The following is a 26,433-nucleotide window of genomic DNA, read 5'->3' as shown; positions in this document are numbered from 1 at the left end:
GGTGGCAGGGACGGGGCCCGTCGTCGCGTCCCGGACCGTGCTCATGCCCGCGTGAACGCGTAGAGCATCGACAGCAATCCGAGCGTCTGCGCGACGACGACCACATCGACGTACGCGGGGACGGCGAACGCCACCGACGCGCCCGACAGCAGGAGCGACGGGAGCGTCACCAGCCCGATACCGAGTCCGAGGAACAGGAGCGGTCGACTCCCGTTGCGGACGTACCCGCGGTAGCACTGTGCGACGACGAGGAGGGCCAGCGCCGCGACGAGGAGGCTCGCGGCGACGACGACGGGGTCGGCAGCCGTCATCCGGACTCACCCTCCGCACCGCTCGCATCCGCGCCGTAGATGGCGTAGAGGACGAGGAGGAGGCCGGTGCATTTGGCGGCGATGCGGAGCAGCGGCCCGCGCTGTGCGAGCAGCGTCGTCCCGCCGACGGTGACGGTGGCACCCAGCAGCGCGTCGACGGCCGTCAGCACGACGAGGCCGAGTGCGAGTGCCCGCGCCGTCCGTCGGCGTCCCCGTCGGAGGCCACGGAACGCGAAGTACCCGACCACCAGGCCCAGCGGGACCGTGGCGAACAGGAGGAGCGCGGTCACGAACGTCGGCAACAACAGCGTCTCCGCGGTGGTCTGTGCTATCATCGGATCTCCTCGAACAGGTCGGTCAGTCGGTCGGCCGGGTCGGTCGAGGGCTCGCGCTCGACCGCGACGTGGTACTCGCCGTCCTCGAGATCGACGGTCACCCGGCGGAGTCGAGTCCGGTAGACGCTGTAGTGGTGACCGTCCGACCGTGGTTTGACGGTGCTCCGGACGAGGTCGTGTTCCTCCAGCGCCTCCAGCCGCCGGTAGACCGTCGAGAGGTCGGCCTCCAACCGGTCGGCGAGCGTCGCCGCGTCGACGGGGGCCTCGCTCGCCGCCGCGAGGATCGACCTCGCGTACGGATCGGCCAGCAGTTCCGCGACCGACGCGAGCCTGTCGTCGCTCATCAGGCGGCGTCTCGGTCGGGGGTCGGTCGGAGCGTGTGGCGCACGTCCCCTCCCGGGGGGAGCGGGGACATGAATCCCGGGCCCGATTCGCTCGCTCGGCGAATCGTCCCGGGGCCGCTCACGCCTCCCGCTCGCCGCGGTGGTCGGCCCGCCCGTCCCTCGGCCGGGGTGTGGCCTGCAACGGTCGAGTCCAGCCCGCTGTAGCCGCTACAGCCGGGTGTGGTGGCTCAGTCTCGGCTCACACGCCGAGTGACCGGGCACGGCCGAGGACCCACGCGGTCACCACGCCGAGGCCGCGGGCGAGCGCGTTCAGGACGTGCAGCGAGACGACGAGGACGACCAGCCCGAACGCCGCGACGACGAGCGCCTCCCCGAGCGTGTCCACGTTCCACTGCGAGAGCGTGACGACGGGGGCGAACGTGACCGACCAGAGGTCCTGGACGAACCTGATCTCGGGGGCGAACGTCAGCGTCGTGTCGTAGAAGAAGCGGTACGATCCGGGGTGGTCGTAGAGGAACGGCGCGGCGAGGAGCGCCGCCGTCAGCGACGTGAAGAACGTCAGCAGGGTGAACGTCACGATGCCGACGAACAGTTTGGTCAGGAGGAACGCGAGCCCGACGTAGCTCCCCGGGTCGAGGACGAGTCCCCTCGCGTAGGCGACGACGCCGTCGTCGACGTCGACGGGGGCCGGCCGAGCGTGGACATCGACCGACAGGAGTCTGTCCGCGAGCACGGGCTCGACGCTGACGAGGCCGGTGACGAGGACGAGCGTCCCGAGAACGAGCGGGACGCCGACGAGGACGACCGAGAGGCCGACGCCGAGCGCCAGCAGGGTGATCAGCGTGGTGAAGTAGGCGACGCCGAGGGGGAACTGGAGCGCGAGGTAGGCGAGGTTCCCGTACGTCCGGGGCCGGAACGGGACGCCGACGACAGCGCGGAGGGCATCGATGAGACGCTCGGCCGGGGCGGCCCGCGTCTCGGAGGGGACGGACATGGATGGTCGGGTGGTGGTGTGTGGTGTGTGGAGCGGCTGTCGCGGTTACGCGTGGTCGGGCGCCGTCGCGGCCGGGCCGAGAACGCGTGCGTGCCGGCAGGCGAGTTCCGTCGCACGACCCAGTCCCCACGCGAGCGCGTTGAGCGCGTTCACCGTGACGAACAGGCCGAGAACGCCGACGGCGGCGAGTGCCAGCGCCTCCGGGAACGTGTCGACGACGTACGTCGCCCCGCCGAGCCACGACGGGAGCGGGAGCGTGTAGTTCGCCATCGGGTGCGCGTAGAGCAGGGGTGCCGTGACGGCGACGCCGACGAGTGCGCTCGCGACGGTCAGGGTGACGAACGTGGCGATCCCGACGACGAACTTCGCGAGGACGAACCCGAGGCTGAGGTACGTCCCGGGGTCCAGCAGGAGATCCGTTGCGTAGTCGACGACACCGTCGTCGAGCGACTTCGTGGCGGTATGACGCTCCAGCTCGACCGGGAGCAGTGCGCCCGTCACCGCCCGGTCGACGGTCATCGTGGCGACGCCGAGGAGCAGTGCGCCGACGGCCGGCAGGCCGAACAGGACGAGCAGTGGGAGCGTCCCCAGCCCGAAGGCGAGCGCCGGGACGAGCAACGTGAAGTAGGCGACGCCGAGGGGGAACTGGAGCGCGAGGTACGCGAGGTTCCTGTACGTCTGCGGGCGGACGGGGGCGGTCAGGAACGCCAGCGCGGCCGAGCGCGGCGTCGTGGTGGTCGTTCGCATCACGACACCCACTGGGTTGGGCGAGGACATAACCCGGAACGCCGAGTTTCCGGGTCAGAAAGAGTGCTGTATCGTATACCACCCCTCGGCTCGCTCATCCGCCGTGCGTGAGGACGTGGACCGGGCGGAGGTACTCCGCCTCCTCGACGACGAGTACGCCCGCTCGGTTCCCTCCGGGAGGTACGGGACCGACTGCTCGTGGAGCCACCCGGCCGGGAAGAACGGGTCCCGCTCGCCCCCGACCAGCAGCGTGGGGGCGTCGAACTCCGCCAGTGCCTCGGCACGGTCAGGCCCCGGGAAGCCGGTCTTCACGTCGGCGGTTCGGAGCGCGAGCGCCACCGTCTCCCGGACGACCGGCGGCAGGTCGGCGACGGGCGTCGTGAACAGCGGTGCCAGCGCGGCCTCCAGAAGGCGTTCGCGCGGGACGAGTCGGTACGCGAGCGAGAGGCCGACGACGCGGGCGAGCGCGGCCGACGGCGACACGCCGAACCCGGCAGGGACGACGAACCCCGCTGCGGAGACCCGCTCCGGGATGGTCGCGGCCGCCTCCAGCAGGACCCCGCCGCCGTGTGAGATGCCGACCGCGGGCACCCGCTCCAGGCCGAGCCCGTCGAGCAGCGAGGCGACCCACCGGCCGAAGTCAGCTGGCGCCTCCGTCTCCAGTTCGGCCGGCTCGCCCGGCGTGTCCGGCGCGACCAGGTAGTACTCGTCCGAGAGCGACTGGACCCACGAGAGCGTCACCGGGTTCGTCACGTTCGCCCCCTGGAGGAGGAGCAACGGTGAGGCGTCGGGGTCGCCGGCCGTCAGGAGGTGGGTCGACCCATCGGTCGTCTCGACCTCGCGGTCGGTCACGGGGACGGAGAGCAGGTCGGTACGGGCCCGCCGGTAGAGGGAGGCGAACGGGGATTCGGCGTGAACGTCCGTACCACGGCTCCGGAGCGTCATCCTCGACCATTCGACGGCTCCTGGATTGAGCCTTCCGCCACTACGTTGGGCTCTCCCTGCGCTCCGCCACTGCTCGCGCCGGCCCTCGTGGTGGCGGCCGGCACGCTTCCCCCGCCCCGGCTCTGGTGCCGTGGACCGGCGTGACGATCCGCGACCCGGGCCGTGGACAAACGCTATACGCCGCCGCTCCCCGGCAGGGAGTGTGACGCGCACGCACGCGACCAGGGGGGGCAACCGGTGATCCGCGCCCGGTTCCGCCTCTGGCTCCCCGACGGCCTCTGGGTGGCCGATGTCTCGCGGTCGTTCCCGGACGCGAGCCTCAGACTCCTGACCGGCGTCCCGATGGACGACCGGACGCTCGAACTCGGCGAGACACGGGGCGAGGATCCGCGTGCCGTGGTCGAGGCTATCCGAAAGCAGCCAGACGTGCGCTCGCTCGAACTGCTCTACTGCGACGAGGAGCGGTCGCTCTCGAGGTACGAGACCGAGGACCAGGCCCTGTTCGAGTTCCTCGGTGGCAGCTCGCTCCTCCCCGAGTTCCCCCTCGTCGTCGAGGACGGCGTGATGTCGTTCGCCATCACCGCGAGTCGCGCCGACTTCGAGGCCTTCGGCGACCGTCTGGATGCCAGCGGCCTCCGGTACGAACTCCAGTCGGTCGTCCACCGGGATGACTCGGACGGCGGTCCGCTCACGGACCGACAACTGGAGTGTCTGACCGTCGCGTGGCGGATGGGGTACTTCGAGGTCCCCCGCGACTGCTCGCTCGCCGAGGTGGCCGACGCACTGGACGTGGACACCTCGACCGTCAGTGAGACCATCCGTCGCGGCACTGCACGTGTGCTGGAACGGTTCCTGTTCGAACGGGAGCGGTCGTCGAACCGATGACCGCGACGAAGGGGTCTTCCGGGCACAGCGGTCGGACAGGGGCGTTCGCTACCCACCTGTCGACGGGACCAATCCCGTCACCAGTGACCGTCGCATCCTGGCTCCATCAGCCACGCACGTACCGAGGGGGGTGACCGAGGCGGTCGAGCGCTCCCCGGAGAGCGGCTCGGACACGGCCCTCCCCCCCGTCGCATTCAGGGCAGAAGTCGCGCGGGATGGCGCTGCCCGTGGGGGTGCCGTGACGGAGCTTCGAGCCGCACAGTCCCTCACGACCCACCACTCCACGTTCCATTCCGGAGACCGCAGGACGGCGTCGGGGTGGAAGAGGGCCCCTCTTTCCTTCGGTCATTCTCGGGAGTTCGCTTCGGCTGTCGCGCGGTGAGAAGTGGCGCGTAGCCGACGCTGTGCGACGTTAGGCCGACACTTCGAGAGGACGAACGAAGTGAGTGGACTCGCGGGGATTTGAACCCCGGGCCTCTTCCTTGCGAAGGAAGCGATCTGCCGCTGATCTACGAGCCCGCACGAGGAAGAAGCCGAGCGGTTCACTTGAGGATTCCGTTTCCCTGCCTAGCCACCGAGCAACTCGAAGGCGATACCGGGGATCGTCACCAGGACGATCCCGACGACGACGAGCAGTGCCGGCACCCAGAGCAGAGTCATCTCGGTGAACAGCCAGAGGCCGAGGCCGGCGAGGATCATGATGGCACCGATGACCCGGAAGAGCATCACCAGCGGCCCCTCCAGCTCGGTCCCCTCGACGGCTTCGGCCGCTTCGAGAGCTTCGTCCATGGCGGTCGTACCTATCACGCTCAGTCCCCTGAGACTGGGGCCGGATAGTTCGCCCTTTGAAGTCGGGGGAGAGGCGAACGAGGTCGGTGTGGTCGAGGAAGCCGACGGCTACTGGGTGGTACAACGGCCGGACGGTGGAGAGCGAAAGCCGCACCGTGGCCGAGACGGCCGCGGGCTCGGTCCGCGAGCGCTCAGTCCTCGAGGACGATCTCGATGGAGACGTCGTTCGGGACCTGGATGCGCATGAGCTGGCGGAGCGCGCGTTCGTCGGCGTCGATGTCGATCAGCCGCTTGTGGACGCGCATCTCCCAGTGCTCCCACGTGGCGGTCCCCTCGCCGTCCGGGGACTTGCGCGCGGGAATCTCCAGGTTCTTCGTCGGGAGCGGCACGGGGCCGCTCAGCTGGACGCCCGTGTTGTCGGCGATCTCGCGGACGTCGTCGCAGATGTCGTCGAGGTCCTCGGGGCTGGTCCCCGCCAGACGGACGCGTGCCTGCTGCATTCTATCGCTCGTTGACGCTCAGGACCTTCCCGGCGGCGATGGTCTGGCCCATGTCGCGGATGGCGAAGGAGCCGAGCTCCGGGATCTCGGAGGACGGCTCGATGCTCAGCGGCTTCTGCGGGCGGACGGTGACGACCGCCGCGTCGCCGGACTGGATGAAGTCCGGGTTCTCCTCGGCGACCTCGCCCGACGAGGGGTCGAGCTTCTTGTCGATGGACTCGATGGTACACGCGACCTGCGCCGTGTGGGCGTGGAAGACCGGCGTGTAGCCCGCGGTGATGACCGACGGGTGCTGCATCACGACGATCTGGGCCTGGAACGTCTCGGCGACGCTCGGCGGGTCGTCGGCGGGGCCACAGACGTCGCCACGGCGGATGTCGTCCTTGCCGACGCCGCGGACGTTGAACCCGACGTTGTCACCGGGACCGGCCTGGTCGACCTCCTCGTGGTGCATCTCGACGGTCTTGACCTCGCCGCCGACGTCGCTGGGCTGGAAGCTGACGTTGTCGCCCGGGCTCATCACACCGGTCTCGATGCGGCCGACCGGGACGGTCCCGATGCCGGAGATGGTGTAGACGTCCTGGATGGGCAGACGCAGCGGCGCGTCCGTCGGCGGCTGCGGCTCCGGCAGGTTGTTGAGGGCCTCGAGCAGCGTCGGGCCGTCGTACCAGGAGGTGTTGTCGGAGTGCTCGGAGACGTTGTCGCCCTCGAACGCCGAGGTCGGGATGAAGCTCGCGTCGTCCGTGTCGAAGCGGACCTGCTTGAGGAGCTTCTTGACCTCCTCGACGGTCTCCTTGTAGCGGCTCTCCTGGTAGTCGACGAGGTCCATCTTGTTGACCGCGATGATGAGCTCGTCGATGCCCAGGGTCTTCGCGAGGAAGACGTGCTCCTGGGTCTGGGGCTGGACGCCGTCGTCGGCGGCGACCACGAGCACGGCGTTGTCGGCCTGGCTCGCGCCCGTGATCATGTTCTTCACGAAGTCGCGGTGACCGGGACAGTCGACGATCGTGAAGTAGTAGGTGTCCGTGTCGAACTCCTGGTGGGCGATGTCGATGGTTACACCGCGCTCGCGCTCCTCGGCGAGGTTGTCCATCACGTAGGCGAACTCGAAGCCGCCCTTGCCCTTCTCCTCGGCCTCCTCTCGATACTGCTCGATGACGTGCTCGGGGACGCTCCCTGTCTCGAACAGGAGCCGCCCGACCATCGTACTCTTCCCGTGGTCGACGTGGCCGATGACGGCCAGGTTCTGGTGCGGTTTGTCGCTCATGGTTGATGTCGCGCCTCGCGTGGCGCTATGTGCGGAGAACGTTACCCCGACGCCCGTAAGAAGATTTCGATACCACGGGCCGGAATCGCTCGAATCCGCCCGTTTCGCGGGCCGTGCGTGCCGTTCACACGGGTACAACCGCTGGGTGGTGGGTGCCTGCGCCCCGCTTCGATGGCGACCCGCAAGAGACAGCGTGCGAGTCTGGCGGATACTTCGCTAAGAACGCTTCCGCTGACAGCGGGAACGGGTTGGAAGCCCCTGGCCGCTCGACCGGCCGGGCCTCGCTGCGCTCCTCGGCCTCGCTTCGCTCGGCCTGCGGTGCTTGCGTCGTCCGGGCCGGGTCGAGGCGGCCAGCCCCTTCCATTCCCACCCGAAGTTGTCCGGTCCACGGAGCGCACGCACCGAGCCAGCACGGTGCGTAGTAACCTTGGTACGCCGAGCCGGGCGGGACTGAAAGGGGCCGGGCGCTCGGTGGGTCCCCGGCGACGTAAGGACCGCAGGGCGCCTCTGGCGCCCGAGGACCGCAGCGAGCCGCGGGCCACCGAGCGCCCGGGGGCTTTCAACAGGGTTCCGTCGCTGTTTGCGGAATCATTAGTCGAGTACGAGACGATAGACTCGCACGCTCGGTCTCACGACCGACAGAACCAGCCGAGAACAGTCCGACGCGTTACTCCAGCGGTTCCAGCAGTCCCACGTCGGCCAGCACCGCGCTCGCGGTCTCCGGGCCGCCCGCGCCCGCCCCGGAGATGTTGAGGCGGCCGGCGTGGTCGGTCTCCAGCTGGACGATGTTCGTCGTCCCGGAGACGGCGAGGGTGCCGTGTTCGGGGACGAGGCGCGGCCCCACTCGGACCGCGCCGTCGGCCACCTCGCCGATGAGCCGCACCGTCCGGCCGTCCTCGGCGGCGAGTTCGAGTGCGCTCCCCGGAATCGAGCGGATGCCGGCCACCTCGGCGTCGTCGAGCGTGTAGCCGCCGTCGTAGAGGACGTTCGCGAGGATGACGCACTTCAGCGCGGCGTCGGTCCCCTCGACGTCGAAGGAGGGGTCGGCCTCCGCGACACCGAGGTCCTGGGCCTCCGCGAGGACGTGCTCGTAGTCCAGCCCCTCGGCGGCCATCCGCGAGAGGACGAAGTTCGCGGTGCCGTTGAGCACGCCACGAACGGCGTTCACGCGCTCGGGGCCCAGCGAGCGGACCGTCGAGAGCGTCGGGATGGCGCCCGCGACGGTCGCCTCGAACAGCACCCGTCCTTCGGAGTCGGCCTCCAGCGCCCGCACCTCGTCGTAGCGCTCGGCGACCGGACCCTTGTTCGCGAGGACGACGTGTCGGTCCCGCGCCAGCGCGGCCTCGACGTGGCCGAAGCCGGGCTGGGCGTCGTCGAGTGTCGTGGGCGTCGCCTCGACGAGCGCGTCGTACTCGGTATCGAGCGCGGCCTCGACGGACTCGTCGCCGACCGCGCCCGTCTCGTCCTTCCGGGCCAGCGTCGCGTCCACGTCGAGGCCGTCGGCGTCGACGGCGGCACCCGAGGAGTCCGCGAGCGCCGTCACTCGGTGCCCGTACTCGCCGGCCAGTTCCGCCACCGAACGGCCGACCGCGCCCGCACCGAGGATGGCGAGCTTCACGCGTCACCACCCCCGGCGAGCGGCTCGATGACGTCGAGCCCCTTCGCGTCGGCCACCTCTCGCACCGTCGCCAGCGCCTGCTGTGCGGCGCCCGCGTGCGTATCCATCCGGATGCGCGCCGACGACAGCTCGTCCGTGCCGTCCGGCGCCGACAGCGCCACGTCGTCGATAGAGGCGCCGCCGCAGTCCTCGATGCGCGACAGCGTGTCCGAGAGGTCCGTGTCGACGAGGTGGCCCACCAGCAGCACCACCAGCTCCTCGGCGTACTCCTCGGCGCCCGCGCGGACGACGTTGACGCCGGCCTCGCGGAGCGCGTCGACGATCTCCTCGAACCGCTCGGGTGTCGCCTCCAGGTCCACCTCGACGGGGATGTGCCCCCGGGGCGTGATGTTCCCGCGCTCGTGGAAGATCGACAGGAGGTTCCCGCCGTTGTCGGCGATGGGTTCGAGCGCCCGCAGCAGCTCGCCGGGCTCGTCCTGCAGCTCGAGGCGGACGGTGTACGCCCGGACCCGCTCGGACTCGCTCACGCTCCCACCTCCGGCGCGCAGCGACTCGGTTGCATGGCCGGATACCCGGCACGCCCGGGCATAAGCCCCCCGGAACCCGGCAGTCGGTGGGTCGGCCGCCCGTCGCGCTCGGCCGTGCCGGGTTCACGCCCAGCGCGGTGGTTCCAGGGGTAGGGCCACGCCGACGCCGACCACGGCCGCGGTTTCGGGTGCGGCGCCCCCCGACCCCGGCGTCGGTCCCGTGGTGCCCCTCGCGGTGGTCGTGCTGGCGGTGCCCCTCCGCCGCCGGGTCGCGTGAGTCAGACCACCGCCAGCGACCGGATGCACGCCGGCGCCCGCGTCAGCTCCGTCCAGCCGTCGGCCTCCCGGACGAGCACCCGCCCGCGGTCCGTGCCCGCCAGCACCCGTCCCCCGTCCGGGTCGCGTGCGAACGTCAGCACGAACTCGGCGGGGCCGCCCGGGTAGTCGGCGGCCGTCCACGTCTCACCGTCGTCGGCCGATTCGTACAGCGCCGCGTCGGCGCCGCGCTCGCCGACCCACGTGCCCGTCGGGCCGGTCGCCGCGGCGGTGTACAGTCGACCGTCGAGGCTCGTCGCCTCGCGGACGTACCGCCGCGGCCGCGTGTCACCGCCCACGCCGAACCGGTCGGGGTCGCCGCCCGTCTCCCCGAGGCCGAGGCCCGTATCGGCCGCGGGGTCGATGCGGCTCCACGACTCACCGGTGTCCGTGGTCCGGTACAGGCCGTAGCCGGTCGACGCGATGAACTCGTCCGGGCCGCGCAGGTGGAGGCCGTGGATGTCGTCGTGGACCTCCCCGGAACGGTCGCGCCAGGTCTCCCCGCGGTCGTCGCTCAGGTGGACGCCGCCGGCCTCGATGCCGGCCACGAGGCGGTCGGGCGCGTCGGGGTGGGTCCGGAGCGCCCGCACCCGCGCGGCGTCGTCGTGGCGCGGCGTCGACCACGTCTCGGCGGCGGGAACCTCCCGGATACCGCCGAGTTCGGTCCACGTCTCGCCCGCGTCCTCGCTCCGGTAGAGGTGGACCGGGAAGGTGCCCGCGTAGAGTCGCGCTCCGTCCGTCGATTCCGCCACGCTGTAGACGGGTTCGTGGGGGACACCCGTGTCCGTCCACGTCGCCCCGTCGTCCGTCGAGCGGTAGAGGCCACGCTCGGTGGCCGCGTAGCAGGCCGTCTCCAGCGCGCGCACTCGGGGGACGGTCAGCCCGCCGCCACCGGAGAGGGTCCGCTCGGTCACCCGTTCGCCGTCGCCCTCACGCCAGCGGAACACACCGTCGTTCGTCGCGAGTAGCAGCATGCCCACGGTTACCGATGCCGGGTACATACGTGCTTGCTGAACCGAGCTCCTGTAATCTCCGATATGATTCTCCTGGTTCGCAAACAACGCTATAGATTGCCACATTATCGGGTAATGGCGTAGATATTCGGAATATTCCGACTCTCCACGCCGTGCGGTGCCCGCCCGGAATCACAACCCCGTTGCCGGTTCGACCCGAACCCGTCCCCATGTCCACCGCCCACCAGATCGTCGACATCCTGCTTGCGGGGCTCATCGCGGGCCTCGTCGCGTTCCCGATGAGCCTCGTCGCGCCGCGGGCCGCCACCAGCGTCGGGGTCGCCGCCGCGGCTGCCTTCTACTTCTCCCGGCACCCGTGGGGCGTCGACGAGGCGTCCGGCCGCGAGTACAACGAGCAGCTGGACGAGCTGTACGAACGGTACCTCCCGTTCTGAGTGCCGGGGGAACCCGAATCGATTCCGGAAAAGGTCTAATGCAACATCGGGGCGTTACGTGGTATGGACCGACGCGACTACCTTCGGGTGCTCGGCCTCGGTGGAGCGGCGTCGCTCTCGGGGTGTGTCGCGGACGGTGGGGGCGGCAGTGACGGCGGCAGCTCGTCGCCGTCGCTCGCTGGCGGCCGACTGACGCTCGCGACGGCGACGACCGCCCACGACAGCGGGCTCCTCGGCGCCCTCAACCCGGGGTTCGGGGAGGCGTTCGGCGTCGAGGTGCGGACGCTCGTCGAGGGGACCGGCGCGGCGCTACGCACCGCCCGGGACGGTGACTGCGACGTCGTCCTCGTCCACGCCCGCTCGCTGGAGGACCGCTTCCTCCGCGAGGGCCACGGCGTCAACCGCCGCGCACTCATGCGCAACGACTTCCTCCTCGTCGGCCCACCCGACGACCCGGCCGACGCCGCCGGTGCCGACATCACGGACGCGTTCCGCGCGGTCGCCCGCGCCGGGGCCCCGTTCCTCTCGCGGGGTGACGACTCGGGCACCCACGTCCGCGAGCGCCGCATCTGGGACGCCGCGGGCGTCGACCCGGCCGGCGCGTGGTACCGTGAGACCGGTCGGAGCATGGGCGACACGCTGACCACCGCCAGTGAGGCCGGCGCCTACACCCTCACGGACCGCGGGACCTTCCTCACGCTCCGGCCCGACCTCGGGCTCGCGGCCCACGTCGACCGCGGCATCGCCGACCCCCCGCCACTCCTGCGCAACGACTACGGCGTCATCCCGGTCAACCCGGCCCGCCACGAGGTCGCCTACCCGCTGGCGATGGCCTACGTGGGCTACCTGACCGGGCCGGCGCAGGCGACCATCCGCGGGTTCCGCCGCGACGGGGAACGGGCGTTCCACCCGACGGCGCTCGCGCCGGAGCCACGGTTCGAGCAGTACGTGCCGACGGACTGGCCGGGGGAGTGACCCCGGACCGGGGCAAACGCTTTCTCCTCATCACACGCAGTGGGAACAGGGATTCTCGCCCGACGGGGGCAGGCGGCCCGATACACAACCATGGACGCATCTACGACGGCGGACACGACGGTCATCGAACGGCTCACCGAGGCCTGGAACGCCCACGACCGCGAGGCGATGGCGGAGCTGTACGCCGACGAACTCGCGGTCCCGAACGCCGAGCCCGGCACCCGCTCGCGCGAAGCCCAGCTCGACGCCGAGATGGCCTTCTTCGAGTCGTTCCCGGACGCCACGGCGACCATCGAGGACCTGTTCGCCGAACCGGACGGCGACCGGGTGTTCGTCCGCTGGCACGTCACCGCCACCCACGACGGCAACTACGCGGGCATCGAGCCGACGGGCAACAGCCTCTCCTACGAGGAGTGGGCGCTCTATGACATCGAAGACGGCCAGATCACTGGCGTCCGCGCTACCCGCGACTCGCTGGAGCTGCTCGAACAGCTCGATGCCCTCTCCTGGTCGCCCGAGGCGGGCGAGGGGAGCTGGTAGCGACGCTCGGCGTCACAGAATATTCGTCTTGCATACCGTGCGACCGCAGGGAGCGCGGTTTCACCGGCCCGAGCGGAGCGAGGGCCGGCTTTTTTCTGAACGTTTTTTGCCGTCATCAGAACGCTCCGCGTTCTGATTGCCCGTGGAATCGCTCCGCGATTCCACGACCGCGAGTGGTTCCGCAGGCGCTCGCCTCTGGCGAGCGCCGAGGAAACCCGAGCGGGAAAAAAAGCTCGACTTTAGAAGTAGTCGACGCCCTCGGGCAGCTCCGTCTTCATGCCCTTGCGCTCGCGGATCTCCTGGATGATCTCCGGCTGGAGGTTGTCCGCGAGGACGCGGAAGCCGGCGTTCTCCGTGTTCCAGGAGGCACGCCCCTCCGTCGCCGAGCGGATGTCCGAGGAGAAGCCGATCATCTCGTCGACCGGCGCGATGCCCTCGACGACCATGAGGTCACCCTCCTGGTACATGTCGTCGACGCGGCCACGGCGCCCCTGGATCTCGCCGGAGGCGGCACCCATGTGCTCGTTGGGCACGTCGATGCGGACGTTCTGGATGGGCTCGAGGAGCTTGACGCGGGCGTGGATGAGCGCGCGGTGGACTGCGTCCCGGACGGCCGGGATGACCTGCGCGGGGCCACGGTGGATGGCGTCCTCGTGGAGCCGGGCGTCGTGGAGGCGGATCATCGCGCCCTCGACGGGCTCGGCGGCCAGCGGGCCGTCCTCCAGCGCCTCCTCGAAGCCCTCGAGGACGAGCTCCATCGTCTCGTTCAGCTGCTGGACACCCTTCGTGTCGTCGATGAAGATGTTGGACTTGAAGATGTGCTCGACGTTCTGGGAGGTGTCCTTGTCCATGCCGGCCTCCTGGAGTGCCTCACGGCGCTCCAGCTCGGGCATGTCCATCGTCGCCTCGCCCTTCTTCAGCACGTCGATGATGTCCTGGTCGAGCGGCTCCAGCGTGACGTAGAAGCGGTTGTGGCGGTTCGGCGAGATGCCCTCGACCTGCTCGGTCGCGCCCGTCGGCGCCTCGCGGTAGACGACGATGGGCTCACCGGTCGTGACCGGGATCCCCTGGTTTCGCTCGATGCGCTGGGTGATGACCTCGAGGTGGAGCTCACCCTGCCCGGAGATGAGGTGCTCGCCGGTGTCCTCGTTGATCTCGATGCGGATGGTGGGGTCCTCCTTCGAGACCTGGCGGAGCGTCTCGATGAGCTTCGGCAGGTCGTCCATGTTCTTCGCCTCGACGGACTTCGTGATGACCGGCTCCGAGATGTGCTCGATGGACTCGAACGGGGTCATCTCGATGGAGGAGACGGTCGACCCGGCGATGGCGTCCTTCAGACCGGTGACGGCGGCGATGTTCCCGGCGGGGACGTGCTCGACCTCCTCGCGCTCGCCGCCCATGTAGATACCGACGCTCTGGACGCGGTTCTTGCCCGCGGTCCCGGAGACGTACAGCTCCTGACCCTTCTCGATGGTGCCCGAGAAGACACGGCCCGCGGCGATTTCGCCGGCGTGGGGGTCGATGCCGATGTCGGTCACCATCAGGACGACCTCGCCATCGTCGTCGACGAGGCGCATCTGCTCGGCGATCTCGGACTGGTCGTCGCCACGCCAGACCCGCGGGATACGGCGGGGCTGGGCCTCGATGGGGTCCGGGAAGTGCTCACAGACCATGTCGAGGACGACGTTCGAGAGCGGCGTCTGCTCGTGGAGCTCCTGGCGCTTGTCGGCGCGCTCCATGTCGATGATGTCGCCGAAGTCCATCCCCGTCCGCTGCATCGACGGCATCGAGATGCCCCACTTGTACAGGGCCGACCCCATGCCGACGGTGCCGTCCTGGATGGAGACCGTCCAGTCGTCGATGTCGTCCATCTCCTCGGTCATCCCGCGGATGAGCTCGTTCACGTCGCGGATGACCTTCTGGAGGCGCTGCTGCATCTCCTCCGGGCCCTCCTGGAGCTCGGAGATGAGACGGTCGACCTTGTTGATGAACAGCGCGGGCTTGACGCCCTCGCGGAGCGCCTGGCGCAGGACCGTCTCCGTCTGGGGCATCGCGCCCTCGACGGCGTCCACGACGACGAGCGCGCCGTCGACGGCACGCATCGCACGGGTCACGTCGCCGCCGAAGTCGACGTGGCCCGGCGTGTCGATGAGGTTGATGAGGTGGTTGGAGCCCTCGTACTCGTGGGTCATCGAGACGTTGGCCGCGTCGATGGTGATGCCGCGCTCCTGCTCGTCCTCCTCGGTGTCCATCGCGAGCTGCTGGCCGGCGCTCTCCTGGCCGATCATCCCGGCGCCCGCGAGAAGGTTGTCAGTCAGCGTTGTCTTGCCGTGATCGACGTGTGCGGCGATGGCGATGTTCCGGATCTGCTCCGGCTTGTCCATCAGTTTCTCGCACTCCTGTACGATCTTCTTGCGTCGGCCCATTATGGAGACTGGTACCGGCAGGACCGTGAAAAGGGTAGTGTTTCGCCGTGCGTCCGCGTCTCGCGGCGTGCGACGGCAGCACACGCCGACCAGCTCGGCGGACGGACCGGTGGCGGGCTACTCCTCGCTGAGGTACTCGTAGGCCCACTGTACCCGCTTGAACAGCTCCGGATCGCCGCCCCGGTCGGGGTGGACCTCCTTCACCCGGTCGCGGTAGGCTCGGCGGATGGTCTCTGCGTCGGCGTCGGCAGGGACATCGAGCAGTTCGCGGGCCCGCCTCGCTCGCTGGTCCCCCCGGCGCTCCCGGCGGGCGCGTCGCCGCTGGCTCGGTCCCGTGCGCCGGCTCCGGCGCCCCCGGTCCCGGTGTCGCTCCTCGCCTCGCTGCCCGCCCGTCCGGCTCCGCTGTCGGGTCCTGCCACGGCGATCAGCGCCCCGCCGCTGGCCCTGTTCGTCCCCGGTCGAGGAGGCCCCGCTCCGTCTCCGCCCCTCGGACTCGGTCCAGTCGGCGTCGCCGTACTCCCGCTGGAACGAGCGCCAGTGGCGGTCGGCCCACTCCCAGTCGGCGTCCCAGTCGTCCCAGCCGCCGACCCGGTCGCGCTCGCGCGCGTCCCAGATGCGCTCACCGTCCGGCCCGAGCCCGGTACGGGTGCCGGGGCCGGGGCTGGTGTCCGGGCCCCCTGGGCCGTCGAAGCAGTCGCTGGCGCTGCCTCCCGTCGCGGCGTCGGTGCCGCCGTCGGCGGCGGTGCCGCGCCAGTTGCCGTCCGGGTCGGCACGGTCCTCGGGTCGGCCGGTCCGGCTGTCGGCGGCCGCCTCCCGGCCGGGGTCGCCGACCTCCTCGTAGACGGTCGAGACGACCCGCGAGCTCCCGGCCGCCCACGCGAGGTAGGCGACGAGACCGAAGCAGAGGCCGACCGGGAGCAACAGCGGCGTCGTCGCGACGCCGGCCCCCACGAGCACCAGTGCGAGGCCGCCGGTGATGCCGGCTACCCCGACGAGGAGCCATCCGGTGTCCACGCGTATGGGAACGTCTCCCGCCGTTGTAAACCCCTCGTCCCGTCCGACGACGACCGTCTGACGGCGTCCGGGCCCCACGGCGGCCGTCCCGGACTCCGGTCACGCCCGCCGTGGGGACAAGCCTCAAGCGGTCCGGACCCGTTGTATGGCTGACATGGACCTACGCGTGCAGGGTCGTGGACCGGCCGACCCCTTCCTCTCGGCCCGCGACCTCTTCGAGACGGAACACGACCTCGACTGGCCGGTTGAGGTCGAGGTCCGACCCGACCCGGACGAGCGGACGCTCACCGGCCACTACGACGGCGAACGACACGTCCTCGTGATGAGCGAGCAGGCCGCCCGCGGGGCGATGGCCCGGGAGCTCGCCCTCCACGAGTTCTCCCATATGCTCCGCTACGAGCAACAGCACCCCTCGCACACGCAGCCGATGGAGGAGGCGCTGTTCCTCGCGCTGGCTGGGCGCTCCGTCGAACGGCGGAAGCTCACCCACTGCTACCAGATCGCGAACCACATGAAGGACATCTACGCCGACGACATCACACTGGACGTCGCGCCGGCCGATAAACTGGTGTCGTTCCTCGAATCCTCGCTCGCGACCGCCGTCGCCGACCGCCCGGCCGAGGCTGGCGACCGCGGCGGCTGGCGACCGGACGGTTCGGCGGCTGCGGCACCCGGGTCCGCGGGGACGACCCGCGACGGCGGCGGCTGGCAGCGGCTCACCCCAGCGGCCGACCCGGAGATCACGGCGGTCAACGCCGCGTTCGCGCTCGCGCTCTGCGAGCGCCACGACCTCCTCTCGACGGACCACCGGCTCTACGACCTCGCCGAGGCGGCCGCCGCCGACGCCCCGGAGGTGTCGCTCTCGGCGTTCAAGACCCACTTCCGCACGCTCGCCGCCGATACCGACGACTCCGAGTACCGGAAGGCGCTGGTCGACATCACCCGCGAGTACGCCGGCGGCTCGGGTCCGGCGGCCGACTGAGGCGTCGGTTCCCCTTGCTCTCCCCCCGACCGCGTGAGGAAAGACTGATGGCTCGCGTCCCGCGAGGGGGTGGCATGTCACGACTCGCCGTCGCCGTGCTCGCGGTCTGTCTCGTCCTCGGGCCGGTGGCGCCCGTCGCCGCCCAGGACGGGGCGGCCACGACGACGGCCAACGCGACCGCCGAGCCGACGCCCGAACTCGGCGCCTGCACCGGGACGATGGCGAACCCCGCCGACGGCGTCACGGTCGTCAGCGTCCAGGGGGCGCGCTTCCGCCCGGAGGTGAAGAAGACGACCGCCCGCCTCGTCGCCTTCGGCCCCCGCGGCAACGTCCGCTGGGTCCACGAACCCGACGGCGTCGTCTGGTCGTACGACGTCGACCCGCTGGAGAACGGTGACCTGTTCCTCACGGCCACCACCCGCGTCGAGGGCGAGGGGAAGACGAAGTTCATCAGGTTCGACCCCGAGACCCAGGAACCGGTCTGGTCGGTCACGGCAGACTTCCACGACACGCACGACGCGGACCTGCTGGACGAGCACCGCATCGCCGTCGCCAACATGCGCGACCCGGACCCCGCCAACGGCACGAACGGCGACAGCCTCCTCGTCTACAACCGCACCTCGGGCGAGACCGAGTGGGAGTGGTTCTTCGACGACCACTACCCGCCCGGCGTCGGCGGCAACTACAGCGACGACTGGACCCACGTCAACGACATCGACCCCATCCGCGGTGGCGAGGCGTTCCTCGCCTCACCCCGGAACCTCGACCAGGCCATCATCGTGAACCGCTCGACCGGCGAGATCGACGCCCGCCTCGGCCGCGACGACCGGCGGTCCGTGCTGTTCGAGCAGCACAACCCGATGTACCTGGAGAGCGATTCGGGCCGGCCGACGATGCTCGTCGCCGACTCCGAGAACGACCGCCTCGTCGAGTACCAGCTCCGCGAGGGCGCGAACGCGACGGCCGGCACGGCGGGCCCGCAGGGTGCCTGGGAGCGCACCTGGACGCTCGGGAGCGCCGACTCGTTCGAGTGGCCCCGCGACGCCGACCGCCTGGCGAACGGCAACACGCTCGTCGGTGACTCCCGGCACAACCGCGTGCTCGAGGTGACGCCCGAGGGCGAGGTCGTCTGGGAGGTGTACGCCCCCTGGCTGGTGTACGACGTGGCGCGGGTCACCAACGGCAACGAGGACGGCGGCCCCACCATCGCCGACCAGGGCGCGTCCGGTGAGTACAATCTGAGCGGTGATACGGCGTTCAGTCTCGCCGAGCAGGAGGAGTGTGCCGCGACGCTGGATGCGGCTGCCGGCCGGGGTTCGTTCCTCTCTTCTGGCGGGGCCGTTGGCGGTGTGGTTCAGCGCCTCGGCGGGGTGCCCGTTGTGGTCGGTATCGTCGGGCTGTTGGTGGCTGTGGGTGCCGCCCTCCGTTTCCGTGACCGGCTGGTGTAGGGTGGGGACGGTTGCTGGCGGTCGTGTTCGGGAGACTGTTTCGACGGGGGAACCACCACCTCCGAAGTCCTCGAACCTTGTGGCGACAGCGGCGATGGAGACGGGTACGAAGCCCTCGGCCGCTGCACAGGGTTATGACTACCAGAACATCCCCCGAAGCCCTCGGCCGCTGCACCGTCCGGGACCCGCTCCCTTCGCTCACTTTGTTCGCTCCGGTCGCGCCAGCGAGCTGGCGGCTGCGCTCCTCGGCCTCCGGCCTGCGGTGCTTGCCGGGTCCGGGACGGGTGCAGCGGCCTCGCCCTTCGGAAGTCCGCCAGGACCGCACGTTGGTCAATCGGCTCCGTAGGCCTCTCACCTCCCCAGCCGCCTGCAGTGCTCGCGTTGCTGCGCGCTTCGGCCCTCGCGCGCTTAGAGGTGGTCGGCACCCGCCGTTGGTGCTCGCGGCCTGAAGCCGCTCGCGGGTGGCGGGTGCCGACCACCAGCGCGCGCCGGTGCGACTGACAGGGCTAGCACGCACCGGCCGAGAGGGTGGGTCGCCCAGCTGGTTCCGGAATCAGGAAGCGCGCTCGCGTCTCACCGTGGAGGCCGCTCGCGCCAGCGAGCGTGCCGGAACACCACGGCGCGAGCGCGGGGAGGTGTGGGGACACTAGCACTCCCCTGGAACCACCAGGCGCCTCGCTCGACCCGAAACACAGCCCCCTGGCGGACTCGAAGGGCGAGCGCTCTCGAACCCTCCCAGACGACGTAAGCACCGCAGGCCGAACGCAGTGAGGCCGAGGAGCGCAGCGAGTCCCGGAGTGGTCGAGAGCGCGAGGGCTTCGTAGTCACTTACCTCGTCTCGAAGTGAAATGTGGCATTTGAATTATAATAGAGAAAATAAATATAAAATAATCGACTGAATTGAACTATTGCCGTTGATTAGTGGCGTGGTTCAGGCGTCCGGTCCGGTCCACTTACCGAGGGTTGCCGTGTCACCGCCGTTCGAGGACTCCCAGACGACACGGACAGTGTCGGCGGAGTTGACCTCCGTAGTGAACGTCGAGCCAGACGAGACATCCGATCCAGACCCGAATCCGCAGGAGGTGAGAACAGTCTTCGTGCCGCCGGCAGTCACCGAGAGCTGAGTGGCAGGGATAGTCTCTCCCCCGTCGTGTGTCACGGTTAGCTTTCCGTTGGCTCCGCTAGTCGCCGAGGCAATGCTACAGTCCGTCGTCGGACTAGACGCCTCTTCGAAATCAAACGTGAAGGTCGCCTGCGGAGAAGTGGCGGAGAGCTCGTCACCCAGCCCGAGCACGAAGGTCCCGATGACCGCGGCCAGAATCACGGTGATCGCGACCATCAGGATGACGCCGATGACCGGCGAGACCGCCTCGTCATCCCGCACCAGATGTGTGAACTCCATACCCCACCTGTGCCCCCGACCCACTAACAAACTACCAAATCACCAACAGGAAAACACCCCACCACCGAGGAAAGAGTTACACCCGTGAAACCAGTCACACCGTGACAAGCGCGGCAGGTTCAGGTGTTGCACGCGCGGAAGTGATTACATGAGTCGGGACTGGACGCTGGCGGTGCAGGAGACGGTCGGGGCGAACCGGTACGTCCCGCTCCCGCCCGCCGTCCGCGAGGCGGTGGCGTTCGAGCACCCGCTGGACGGCGAGAGCGTCCACTGGAACTACGAGCGCCATTCGGACTACGTGGTGCTCTCCCGTCGACCGCTGGAGGCGCCCGAGTACGTCGACGTGGGCCGGTACAAGGTGTACGACGGCGGCGAGAACCGGCAGCGCCGCGTCCGCCCGCCCGAGCGACTGGACGACGTCGTCCGGTCGAACTTCGAACCGGAGTCGCGCGTCGTCTACCTCGCCTACGCGGAGATGGTCGACGCCGAGAACCCCTCGGTCTACCTGCTCTCGACGGCCCAGTTGCTGGCGCTGCTCCCCGACGAGGCCAGCCGGCCCACCGCGGGCGAGGACGGCGGGGCGATGACCGAGGCGCTGCTGCGGATGCCCGGGTTCCTCCCGCCGCCTTGAGGCTTCGCCCGGCCCCCAGCCGTCGTTTCCCGCGTGCCGCCGCCTGCCCGCCGACCACCCATGGAGGCCTACCGTGAGACCCGCACGCTCGACCGGCCCGCCGCGCTCGTCCGAGCGGCGTTCGAGGACGACGCGCGCTTCCACGCCGAGGACGGAGGCGGGGACGAGGCCCCGGACACCCCCACCGCACCCGGGAGCCGCTGGGTCGCCCGGCGGGGGCCCTACCGGACGACTGCCGAACTCGACGCGACCACCGGCGACCTCCGGGTGAGCGTCGCGCTTCCGGGGGAGTACGGCCCGGGTGCCGTGCTGCTCCTCCTGGCCGTCGCCGTGGCGCTCGCGCTCGACGCGCCCCCGTGGACTTTCCTCCCGGCGCTCTGGGGCGGCGTCGCCCTGACGCTGCTCCCCGTCGGGCACCTGCTGGTCGGCCCGCTCCCCGAGACGCCGGGCGCCCGCACCGTCGACCGCGGGCTGACCGCGACGGCGCTGGCCCCGTACGCGGCGACCGCGCTGGCGCTGTTCGGGACCCTGCGCGGGACCGTCCCGCCGGCGGTCGCCGCCGCACCCGTCGCGGTGCTGACGGCGGTCGGGGCGGGCGCGTACCTCCTCGCGGGGACCGGCCGGCGCGTGACCGCGCTCGACGTGCCGCTCTCGGGGCTGCTCGCGCCGCTGGTCGCAGCGACGAACCTGCTGGTCGCGGGCGCACTCCTTCGCGACGCCCGGTCGCCCGCGCTCGCGGTTGGCCTCGTGGGCGCGCTCGCGCTGGCGCTCGGGGCACTGTTCCCGGCGTACTGCCGGCTCGCGCTCCGCCGGTTCCGGGCCGCACGGCTCACGCCCGTTGCGCGCCGGTACCGAGCCCTGGCTGCACTCGGGTACGGTGCGCTGACGCTCGCCCTCGCGGGGAGCGTTGTGCTCGCCCTCCGCGCCGTGGTCGCCGGCGGGAGCGTCCCGCTCGGCGGCGCCCCGCCCCTCGGAGAGACCGTCCCGTCCGTTCTCGGACGGGCCACCCTCCGGGGCGCGCTGGGCGACGACCTCGCTGTCGCGGGCTTCACGCTGCTGCTGCTGGCGCCGCTGGCGTGGCTCGCCGTCGGCTGGGCCGCACACCTCGGGGGAAGCGTCGGCGGCCGGCTGCTCGCACTGGCCCGCTCGGAGCCGGCAGGGGGCCGGTTCGACTCCAGCGAGGCGGCCAGCGACCCGCTCCCGGTCCCCGTCCGCGTGGTCCCGACCGACCGGCCGCTCGTCCGCCCGGTGGCCGTCGCCGGGCTGTGGCGCGGCGTCCTCGTCGGGCGGCCCGTCGCCGAGGCGCTCGCGGCGGACGAGCTCCGCGCGGTCGTCGCCCACGAGGCGTACCACCTCGGGAGCCGCGACCTGACCGCGGCCGCCGTCGCCACGCTCGCGGGGCTCGGCTTCGGCGGCCGGAACGCGCTGCTGGCGTTCTACGACTACGCGGCCGCCGAGCGGGCCGCCGACGAGCACGCCGCGGCCGCCGTCGGGACCGGCGCGGTGGTCCGGGCGCTCCGGCGGCTGGAGGGGCAACGGGCCCGGGGGGCCGGGGACGCGCTGGCCGACGGCGGTGGCCGGTTGTCGGGTGGTGGTTCCGCCCACGGCGCCGCACGGTCGACATGGCGGGTCATCCGTGCCCCGTACGACCTGTTCTTCGGGCGCGTCCTGCTCGACGCCGCCCACCGCTCGGTCGACGAACGGATCAGACACCTCCGCGACCAGGAGTGATGGCCGCCGGTCACCTTCCGCGGCGGGGCTGGCGGTGGCGGGCCACCGGTCGTTCCCCGGAGTCAGTCGGGCCGCAGCCGCGTCAGGACGGGCAGCAGCGCACCGGCGACGAGGCCCGAACCCGCCAGCGCGTAGCCACCGAGCTTCGCCACCCGGAGCGGGTCCGGCGCCGGCTCCACCGAGCGCGTGACGAACACGTACTCCCCGCCGGCCGCCACGAGCGTCGGTCGGTCGTCGATGGGTGCGGTCCGACCCCTGTCGACCACCGCCCGGTAGTCCGCGGCGCGGGCGGCGCGGGCGGCCGGTGCCGGAGCCTCGTCGGCCGGCACGGCCAGTTCCTCGGCGACCGTCCGGGCCGTGACGCGTTCGGCCGTGAGCCGGTAGGTCCCCTCGGTCAGCGTGGCGTCGATGGCGTAGTACTGCTCGCTGGTGCTGTCCCAGTGGAACTCGGCGTCGAGGAGCGCCCGGAGGTTGGCGGTCGCGTTCGCGGCCGGTCGCTCGAAGCTCCCGTTCGCGGCCATCCGGACCGTGCCGGTGATGACGAAGTCGCCGTTGACCGCGGGGTGGAGCGCCAGCTCCCCCTCGGCGGCCTCCGTCTCGAGGTCGACCGGATCGCCGCTGTAGACGGTCTGTGGGTCCGGCCCGGGCCCGTTGCCGACGACCGGCTGGGCGAGGAGGCAGAGCGAGCAGAGCACCAGCAGCGCTCCCCGGCGGCGGCTCCGACGGTGCGACGGTTCGGCCACGGCGGAGCGACCGGCGCGGGCGATATAGAAGTTCGTGGTTCCGGGGCCTGCACTTCTACTCCAGCATCGCCGCGGCCTCCTCCAGCGTGATGGCGCCCCCCTCGAACGCCAGCAGCACGTCCCGGACGCCGGTCCCGTCCTCGTCCTCATCCTCGTCCTCGCTGTCGGTGTAGTCGTCGAGGCCGGTCCGTTCGGAGTGGCCCGTCAGCTCGTCCATGTCCTCGCCGTCGGCGAGTGCGACCTCCTTCTTCACGCGGTAGTTCCCCCCGTCCGTGACGTAGAGGTCGGCGGGGTGGAAGAAGTACCAGTCCTCGCGGTCGAAGCGCACGCCCACCTTGGGGGCGGCGCCGAAGTTCTGCGCGAAGTAGACCAGGTTCTCGATCTCCTGGCCGTCGAGGTAGATGGGGTCGCCCGCGGAGGATTTGGCCTCGATGGCGTAGAAGGAATCGCCGTCGCCCGCTAGCACGTCCGGGAGTTCGCGCTCGGTCGCGCTGCCCGAGGCGGGGGCCCGCATCACCGCGAAGCCGCGCTCGTCGAGCCGGTTGACGAGTTCGCGCTCCCGGCGGTCTCCCTTCGCGTTCGAGTTCGCCATACCGGTCCTCGGTCGTGGGGGTACTTCAAGAGGCGGTGACCGGGGCGGAACTGCTACCCGCCGCGCTCGCTGTCGGCGTCGTCGCCACTCCCGTCGCCTCCGCTGGCCCCGTCGCCGCGCTCGCTCTCCGCCCCGGCGCGACTGGCCCCGTCCCCGTCGGCACCGCTCCCGGGGTCTTCGAGCAGGTCGCGCCGCCGCGCCCCGAGGAGGACGAGCAGCGCCGGCACCAGCGCGAACCCGGCCGCCCCGACGACCCGGCCGACGCCGCTGGGTTCCGGCGGCGGCGTCGACTCGCCGTCACCGTCGCCATCGTCGTCCCCGCCGGCGGTGGTCGCGTCGGGGTCGACGAACCGCGCGGAGAACCCATCGAGGTCCGTGTCGGCACCCCAGAACGCGACGTTGGCGCGGGCGATGGCGGGCGGGGGGCTCACCTGCTCGCGAACGTAGCCGTCCGGCCCTCGCACCACGAGCGTCGCGTTCGGGTCGAAGCTCGTCGAGAACGGCTCGTTGACGACCACCTGCGCGCCGTAGATCCCGGCGAGTGCGACCCAGCGCGCGCGGTACTCGACGACGCCGGTGCCGTTCACCTCGCGGCTCGCGACGGTGACGTTCTCGATGCGCATCTCGCGGGCGGTCCGCTGGCTCCCGTTGGCGGCCTCGGCGCGCAGCTGGGCGCCGAACGCCGCCCGCCGCTGCTCCAGCGCCGTCGTGTTGTTCGCGAGCGTCCGGAACCGGTCCCGCTCGGCCGCCACCGAGAGGTTGTACCGGCGCTCGAACGTGACCGTCGCGGTGCCGTTCTCGGCGAGGTCCACGGTGAACTGCCGGTCCGTGTCGTGGACCGCGCCGGCGGGCACGGCAGCCAGACTCGCGCTCAGGAGCATGCACGCGGCCAGGACCGCACGCCAGTCCCTCCTCATCGCCCGGAGGTTCGTCGCCTCCGGGTTAAGCCCGTCGGCGTTCCGCTCGGCCGCCACAGGGCATCACGCGCGGTCGGCCGGCCCAGCTGGGGGTCCGTCCGCCGCCGGGGGCCACCGGCCTTTTGCGGGCCGCTCCCGAACCGAGCCCATGGACGACAGGTCGCTGGGGTCGCGGCTGGCCGGGTTCGCCGTGGCCGTGGCGATGGTACTGGGGCTGCTGTGGCTCGGTGCGTGGGTGCTGGACGTCGCGCTCGGCCCCTTCACGCCGCTGGTCACCGCCGTCGTCGTCGCGAGCGTCGTCCTGTTGGTCCTCCGGCGCGACGGGTAGCCCGACTCGTCGGGTGGCCGTCAGCCCGGCTACACCGGCTCGTCCGGCTCGTCGGGTGTGGACGTTCCTCACACCAGTATATGTGGCCAGCACGCTTTTGCGGCGCCGGGGCACATCGACAGGCGTCATGCTCGATAGAGCCGCGCTCGACGTGGAGGATCTGCTGAAGATCATCCTCGTCCTGGTCATCGTCTACATCGTGATCAACCTCGCGTTCGACCTCATAGAGTTCGCGCTGGCCCCGCTTCTCGGGCCGCTGACCAACCTCATCGGCCTCATCATCATCGTCCTCATCATCCTCTACTTCCTCGATTACATCTGACGCCGCCCGGTCGGACGTATCGCCCGGCACGACACTCCTCCACGCTGCCTGCTCCCGACGATCACCGCCGGAGCCCGCTTCGGCCCCGGCCACCTCTCGACACGCTCTTTTCGCCCTGTCGCGTAGCAGTCGTCAGTGCCCGCGTACAGCCTCAACGTGCCCGTCCCCTCCGACGTCGCCCGGCTCGCCGCCGGCCTCGCGACCGAGTGCCTGACCGCCGAGCCCCGGGAGCACCACACGATGGTCCTGAAGCGCCTCGGCGAGGCCGAGGACTACCGCCGGCTCATCGGCGAGGTCCGGGACCTGCTGGAGGGGACGGGGCCGATTCCGGCCCGCGTCGAGGGCGTGGACACGTTCGAGGCCCCACCCAGCGGGCAGGCGCCGGTCGCCTACCTCGACGTCCACTCCCCCGGCCTGATGGCCGTCCACGAGGCCTGCTGTGACATCGTCGACCCGTTCGGCCAGGTGCTGGAGGGCGACGAGTACGAACCGCACGTGACCATCGCGCGTGGCGGCGACGCCGGCCAACTGCGCGGACGGGACGCGGGCCCCATCGACTGGGAGATCGAACGCATCGACGTCTGGGACGCCTACCACGAGAACGTCGTGGAGAGCATCTCGTTGACGTAGTTGATTGGATATATAGAAATTTCGTTATTTATTTGCGCATTTTCTACCAATACCTACATATAACACATAATTCGGCATCTTCGAGAATCGGGGCCCTAACACGCTATCTGACTGCGGCGACGCCTACGAAGCCCTCGCGCTCTCGGCCTTCGAGTCCGCCAGGGTTCGGCTGTTCCACGGGCGCTGTGGCCCTGCCCTTCCCCAGGTCGCGCGGGCCTCGCGGGCAAGCCGCTCGGCCACGCGGCTCGCGGTGGCTCCGCCACCGCTCGCTCGGGGCGCCTCCGGCGCCCCGCTCTCCCGGCCGGGTGGCGGTTGTTCGGCTGGCCGGTTCCGAAGGTAGGAAGCGCGCTCGCGCTCGTGCTGTGAAGGCCGCGAGCGATAGCGAGCGTGCCGGAACACCCCAGCGCGAGCGCGGGGAGGTGTGGGGCCACGAGCACTCCCCTGGAACCACCACGCACGAACGGCCAGTGCGACAGGCAACAGGGCGGGACTGAAAGGGGCCGCCCGCCTCGATCCGTCCCGGGCGACGTAAGCACCGCAGGGTGAGCGAAGCGAACCCGAGGAGCGCAACGAGCCCCGGACGGTCGAGCGTGCGGGGGCTTTCGACAGGGTTCCGTTGTTCCGGTTGTCGTCGCAGGGAGAGCGTGCGGGGGCTTTCGACACGGTTCCGTCGTGGCTGTCGCGGTCGCAGAGAGAGCAGGAGGGGACTTCCTACGCCCGTTCTCTCGCGGCAGCCCCCACGAATCCCACCCCAACACCCAGCGGCC

The 26,433-nt window shown here is 70.8% G+C and carries 29 protein-coding genes and 1 tRNA gene; 11 read left to right on the top strand and 19 right to left on the bottom strand.

Going from position 1 to position 26,433, the window contains the following annotated elements; all coding sequences use genetic code 11:
- Positions 1 to 41: 41 nt before the first annotated feature.
- From P2T62_RS20015 to P2T62_RS19990, 6 genes are all read right to left on the bottom strand, one after another.
- On the bottom strand, positions 42 to 311 hold the full coding sequence (locus P2T62_RS20015) for a DUF7521 family protein (RefSeq protein WP_276258781.1): 270 nt from the start codon (positions 309 to 311) through the stop codon (positions 42 to 44).
- Positions 308 to 646 carry a DUF7521 family protein gene (locus P2T62_RS20010; RefSeq protein ID WP_276258780.1) on the bottom strand — a complete coding sequence of 113 codons (339 nt, stop codon included), beginning with the start codon at positions 644 to 646 and terminating at the stop codon, positions 308 to 310. The genes P2T62_RS20015 and P2T62_RS20010 overlap by 4 nt, the downstream gene beginning before the upstream one ends.
- On the bottom strand, positions 643 to 990 hold the full coding sequence (locus P2T62_RS20005) for an ArsR/SmtB family transcription factor (RefSeq protein WP_276258779.1): 348 nt from the start codon (positions 988 to 990) through the stop codon (positions 643 to 645). Before P2T62_RS20005 ends, P2T62_RS20010 begins: the two co-directional genes overlap by 4 nt.
- Before the next feature lie 238 nt (positions 991 to 1,228).
- Positions 1,229 to 1,984, bottom strand: a complete 756-nt coding sequence (locus P2T62_RS20000; RefSeq protein ID WP_276258778.1) for a sensor domain-containing protein — start codon at positions 1,982 to 1,984, stop codon at positions 1,229 to 1,231.
- Between the two features lie 45 nt (positions 1,985 to 2,029).
- Positions 2,030 to 2,731: a sensor domain-containing protein gene (locus tag P2T62_RS19995; RefSeq protein WP_276258777.1), complete on the bottom strand. Its 702-nt coding sequence runs from the start codon at positions 2,729 to 2,731 to the stop codon at positions 2,030 to 2,032.
- A gap of 54 nt (positions 2,732 to 2,785) precedes the next feature.
- A complete protein-coding gene (locus P2T62_RS19990; RefSeq protein WP_276258776.1) occupies positions 2,786 to 3,676 on the bottom strand; it encodes an alpha/beta fold hydrolase in 891 nt (296 codons plus the stop codon).
- Between the two features lie 237 nt (positions 3,677 to 3,913).
- Between P2T62_RS19990 and P2T62_RS19985 the strand changes: the two genes are divergently transcribed.
- Positions 3,914 to 4,561 (top strand): helix-turn-helix domain-containing protein, encoded by a 648-nt coding sequence (locus tag P2T62_RS19985; RefSeq protein ID WP_276258775.1) that lies wholly within the window; start codon positions 3,914 to 3,916, stop codon positions 4,559 to 4,561.
- 447 nt (positions 4,562 to 5,008) lie between these two features.
- Here P2T62_RS19985 and P2T62_RS19980 read toward each other — a convergent pair.
- From P2T62_RS19980 to P2T62_RS19950, 7 genes are all read right to left on the bottom strand, one after another.
- Positions 5,009 to 5,080 (bottom strand) — tRNA-Ala (locus P2T62_RS19980).
- Between the two features lie 48 nt (positions 5,081 to 5,128).
- Positions 5,129 to 5,350: a hypothetical protein gene (locus tag P2T62_RS19975; protein ID WP_276258774.1), complete on the bottom strand. Its 222-nt coding sequence runs from the start codon at positions 5,348 to 5,350 to the stop codon at positions 5,129 to 5,131.
- Between the two features lie 191 nt (positions 5,351 to 5,541).
- Positions 5,542 to 5,850, bottom strand: coding sequence for a 30S ribosomal protein S10 (gene rpsJ, locus P2T62_RS19970; protein ID WP_276258773.1), 309 nt, complete (start codon positions 5,848 to 5,850; stop codon positions 5,542 to 5,544).
- A gap of 1 nt (position 5,851) precedes the next feature.
- Positions 5,852 to 7,117, bottom strand: a complete 1,266-nt coding sequence (gene tuf / locus P2T62_RS19965) for a translation elongation factor EF-1 subunit alpha (protein ID WP_276258772.1) — start codon at positions 7,115 to 7,117, stop codon at positions 5,852 to 5,854.
- A 667-nt stretch (positions 7,118 to 7,784) separates the two neighbouring features.
- Complete coding sequence (locus P2T62_RS19960; protein WP_276258771.1) at positions 7,785 to 8,735, bottom strand: homoserine dehydrogenase; 951 nt, start codon at positions 8,733 to 8,735, stop codon at positions 7,785 to 7,787.
- Positions 8,732 to 9,262 carry an amino acid-binding protein gene (locus P2T62_RS19955; RefSeq protein WP_276258770.1) on the bottom strand — a complete coding sequence of 177 codons (531 nt, stop codon included), beginning with the start codon at positions 9,260 to 9,262 and terminating at the stop codon, positions 8,732 to 8,734. The genes P2T62_RS19960 and P2T62_RS19955 overlap by 4 nt, the downstream gene beginning before the upstream one ends.
- A 278-nt stretch (positions 9,263 to 9,540) precedes the next feature.
- Positions 9,541 to 10,551 carry a WD40/YVTN/BNR-like repeat-containing protein gene (locus P2T62_RS19950; protein ID WP_276258769.1) on the bottom strand — a complete coding sequence of 337 codons (1,011 nt, stop codon included), beginning with the start codon at positions 10,549 to 10,551 and terminating at the stop codon, positions 9,541 to 9,543.
- A 209-nt stretch (positions 10,552 to 10,760) separates the two neighbouring features.
- Here P2T62_RS19950 and P2T62_RS19945 point away from each other — a divergent pair, with 209 nt between their 5' ends.
- The 3 genes from P2T62_RS19945 to P2T62_RS19935 all read left to right on the top strand — a co-directional run bounded on the left by P2T62_RS19945 (position 10,761) and on the right by P2T62_RS19935 (position 12,500).
- A complete protein-coding gene (locus P2T62_RS19945) occupies positions 10,761 to 10,985 on the top strand; it encodes a hypothetical protein (RefSeq protein ID WP_276258768.1) in 225 nt (74 codons plus the stop codon).
- A 63-nt stretch (positions 10,986 to 11,048) separates the two neighbouring features.
- Complete coding sequence (locus P2T62_RS19940; RefSeq protein ID WP_276258767.1) at positions 11,049 to 11,960, top strand: ABC transporter substrate-binding protein; 912 nt, start codon at positions 11,049 to 11,051, stop codon at positions 11,958 to 11,960.
- 90 nt (positions 11,961 to 12,050) lie between these two features.
- Positions 12,051 to 12,500, top strand: a complete 450-nt coding sequence (locus P2T62_RS19935) for an ester cyclase (RefSeq protein WP_276258766.1) — start codon at positions 12,051 to 12,053, stop codon at positions 12,498 to 12,500.
- A 239-nt stretch (positions 12,501 to 12,739) separates the two neighbouring features.
- Here P2T62_RS19935 and P2T62_RS19930 read toward each other — a convergent pair whose 3' ends face one another.
- Both P2T62_RS19930 and P2T62_RS19925 read right to left on the bottom strand, forming a co-directional pair.
- The gene (locus P2T62_RS19930) at positions 12,740 to 14,926 is read right to left on the bottom strand and encodes an elongation factor EF-2 (RefSeq protein ID WP_276258765.1); all 2,187 of its coding nucleotides are present in this window, start codon (positions 14,924 to 14,926) and stop codon (positions 12,740 to 12,742) included.
- A 117-nt stretch (positions 14,927 to 15,043) separates the two neighbouring features.
- Positions 15,044 to 15,940, bottom strand: coding sequence for a J domain-containing protein (locus tag P2T62_RS19925; RefSeq protein ID WP_276258764.1), 897 nt, complete (start codon positions 15,938 to 15,940; stop codon positions 15,044 to 15,046).
- A gap of 154 nt (positions 15,941 to 16,094) precedes the next feature.
- Here P2T62_RS19925 and P2T62_RS19920 point away from each other — a divergent pair, with 154 nt between their 5' ends.
- Positions 16,095 to 16,922 (top strand): DUF5781 family protein, encoded by an 828-nt coding sequence (locus P2T62_RS19920; RefSeq protein WP_276258763.1) that lies wholly within the window; start codon positions 16,095 to 16,097, stop codon positions 16,920 to 16,922.
- A gap of 74 nt (positions 16,923 to 16,996) precedes the next feature.
- Positions 16,997 to 18,370 carry an aryl-sulfate sulfotransferase gene (locus P2T62_RS19915; protein WP_276258762.1) on the top strand — a complete coding sequence of 458 codons (1,374 nt, stop codon included), beginning with the start codon at positions 16,997 to 16,999 and terminating at the stop codon, positions 18,368 to 18,370.
- Between the two features lie 931 nt (positions 18,371 to 19,301).
- Here the strand turns inward: P2T62_RS19915 and P2T62_RS19910 are convergent.
- Positions 19,302 to 19,772, bottom strand: a complete 471-nt coding sequence (locus P2T62_RS19910; protein ID WP_276258761.1) for a type IV pilin N-terminal domain-containing protein — start codon at positions 19,770 to 19,772, stop codon at positions 19,302 to 19,304.
- A gap of 148 nt (positions 19,773 to 19,920) precedes the next feature.
- Here P2T62_RS19910 and P2T62_RS19905 point away from each other — a divergent pair, with 148 nt between their 5' ends.
- Both P2T62_RS19905 and P2T62_RS19900 read left to right on the top strand, forming a co-directional pair.
- A complete protein-coding gene (locus P2T62_RS19905; RefSeq protein WP_276258760.1) occupies positions 19,921 to 20,403 on the top strand; it encodes a hypothetical protein in 483 nt (160 codons plus the stop codon).
- Positions 20,404 to 20,463: 60 nt separating this feature from the next.
- Positions 20,464 to 22,134, top strand: a complete 1,671-nt coding sequence (locus tag P2T62_RS19900) for a hypothetical protein (RefSeq protein WP_276258759.1) — start codon at positions 20,464 to 20,466, stop codon at positions 22,132 to 22,134.
- Between the two features lie 62 nt (positions 22,135 to 22,196).
- On the opposite strand, the gene P2T62_RS19895 is transcribed toward P2T62_RS19900, so the two are convergent.
- From P2T62_RS19895 to P2T62_RS19885, 3 genes are read right to left on the bottom strand one after another with little or no spacing between them, the layout of a single operon-like run.
- Complete coding sequence (locus P2T62_RS19895) at positions 22,197 to 22,877, bottom strand: DUF8127 domain-containing protein (RefSeq protein WP_276258758.1); 681 nt, start codon at positions 22,875 to 22,877, stop codon at positions 22,197 to 22,199.
- Between the two features lie 55 nt (positions 22,878 to 22,932).
- The gene (gene hjc / locus P2T62_RS19890; RefSeq protein ID WP_276258757.1) at positions 22,933 to 23,469 is read right to left on the bottom strand and encodes a Holliday junction resolvase Hjc; all 537 of its coding nucleotides are present in this window, start codon (positions 23,467 to 23,469) and stop codon (positions 22,933 to 22,935) included.
- 53 nt (positions 23,470 to 23,522) lie between these two features.
- Positions 23,523 to 24,386, bottom strand: coding sequence for a DUF7345 domain-containing protein (locus P2T62_RS19885; RefSeq protein ID WP_276258756.1), 864 nt, complete (start codon positions 24,384 to 24,386; stop codon positions 23,523 to 23,525).
- Positions 24,387 to 24,534: 148 nt separating this feature from the next.
- Here P2T62_RS19885 and P2T62_RS19880 point away from each other — a divergent pair, with 148 nt between their 5' ends.
- From P2T62_RS19880 to P2T62_RS19870, 3 genes are all read left to right on the top strand, one after another.
- On the top strand, positions 24,535 to 24,714 hold the full coding sequence (locus tag P2T62_RS19880; RefSeq protein ID WP_276258755.1) for a hypothetical protein: 180 nt from the start codon (positions 24,535 to 24,537) through the stop codon (positions 24,712 to 24,714).
- Positions 24,715 to 24,841: 127 nt separating this feature from the next.
- Positions 24,842 to 25,036 carry a DUF7554 family protein gene (locus P2T62_RS19875; RefSeq protein ID WP_276258754.1) on the top strand — a complete coding sequence of 65 codons (195 nt, stop codon included), beginning with the start codon at positions 24,842 to 24,844 and terminating at the stop codon, positions 25,034 to 25,036.
- Positions 25,037 to 25,171: 135 nt separating this feature from the next.
- On the top strand, positions 25,172 to 25,666 hold the full coding sequence (locus P2T62_RS19870) for a 2'-5' RNA ligase family protein (protein WP_276258753.1): 495 nt from the start codon (positions 25,172 to 25,174) through the stop codon (positions 25,664 to 25,666).
- Positions 25,667 to 26,433 lie beyond the last annotated feature (767 nt).

The sequence above is a fragment of the Haloglomus litoreum genome, from assembly GCF_029338515.1.
GTDB lineage: Archaea > Halobacteriota > Halobacteria > Halobacteriales > Haloarculaceae > Haloglomus > Haloglomus litoreum.
Note: the sequence above shows the minus strand (reverse complement) of the source record. Positions and strands in the feature narration are given on the sequence as shown.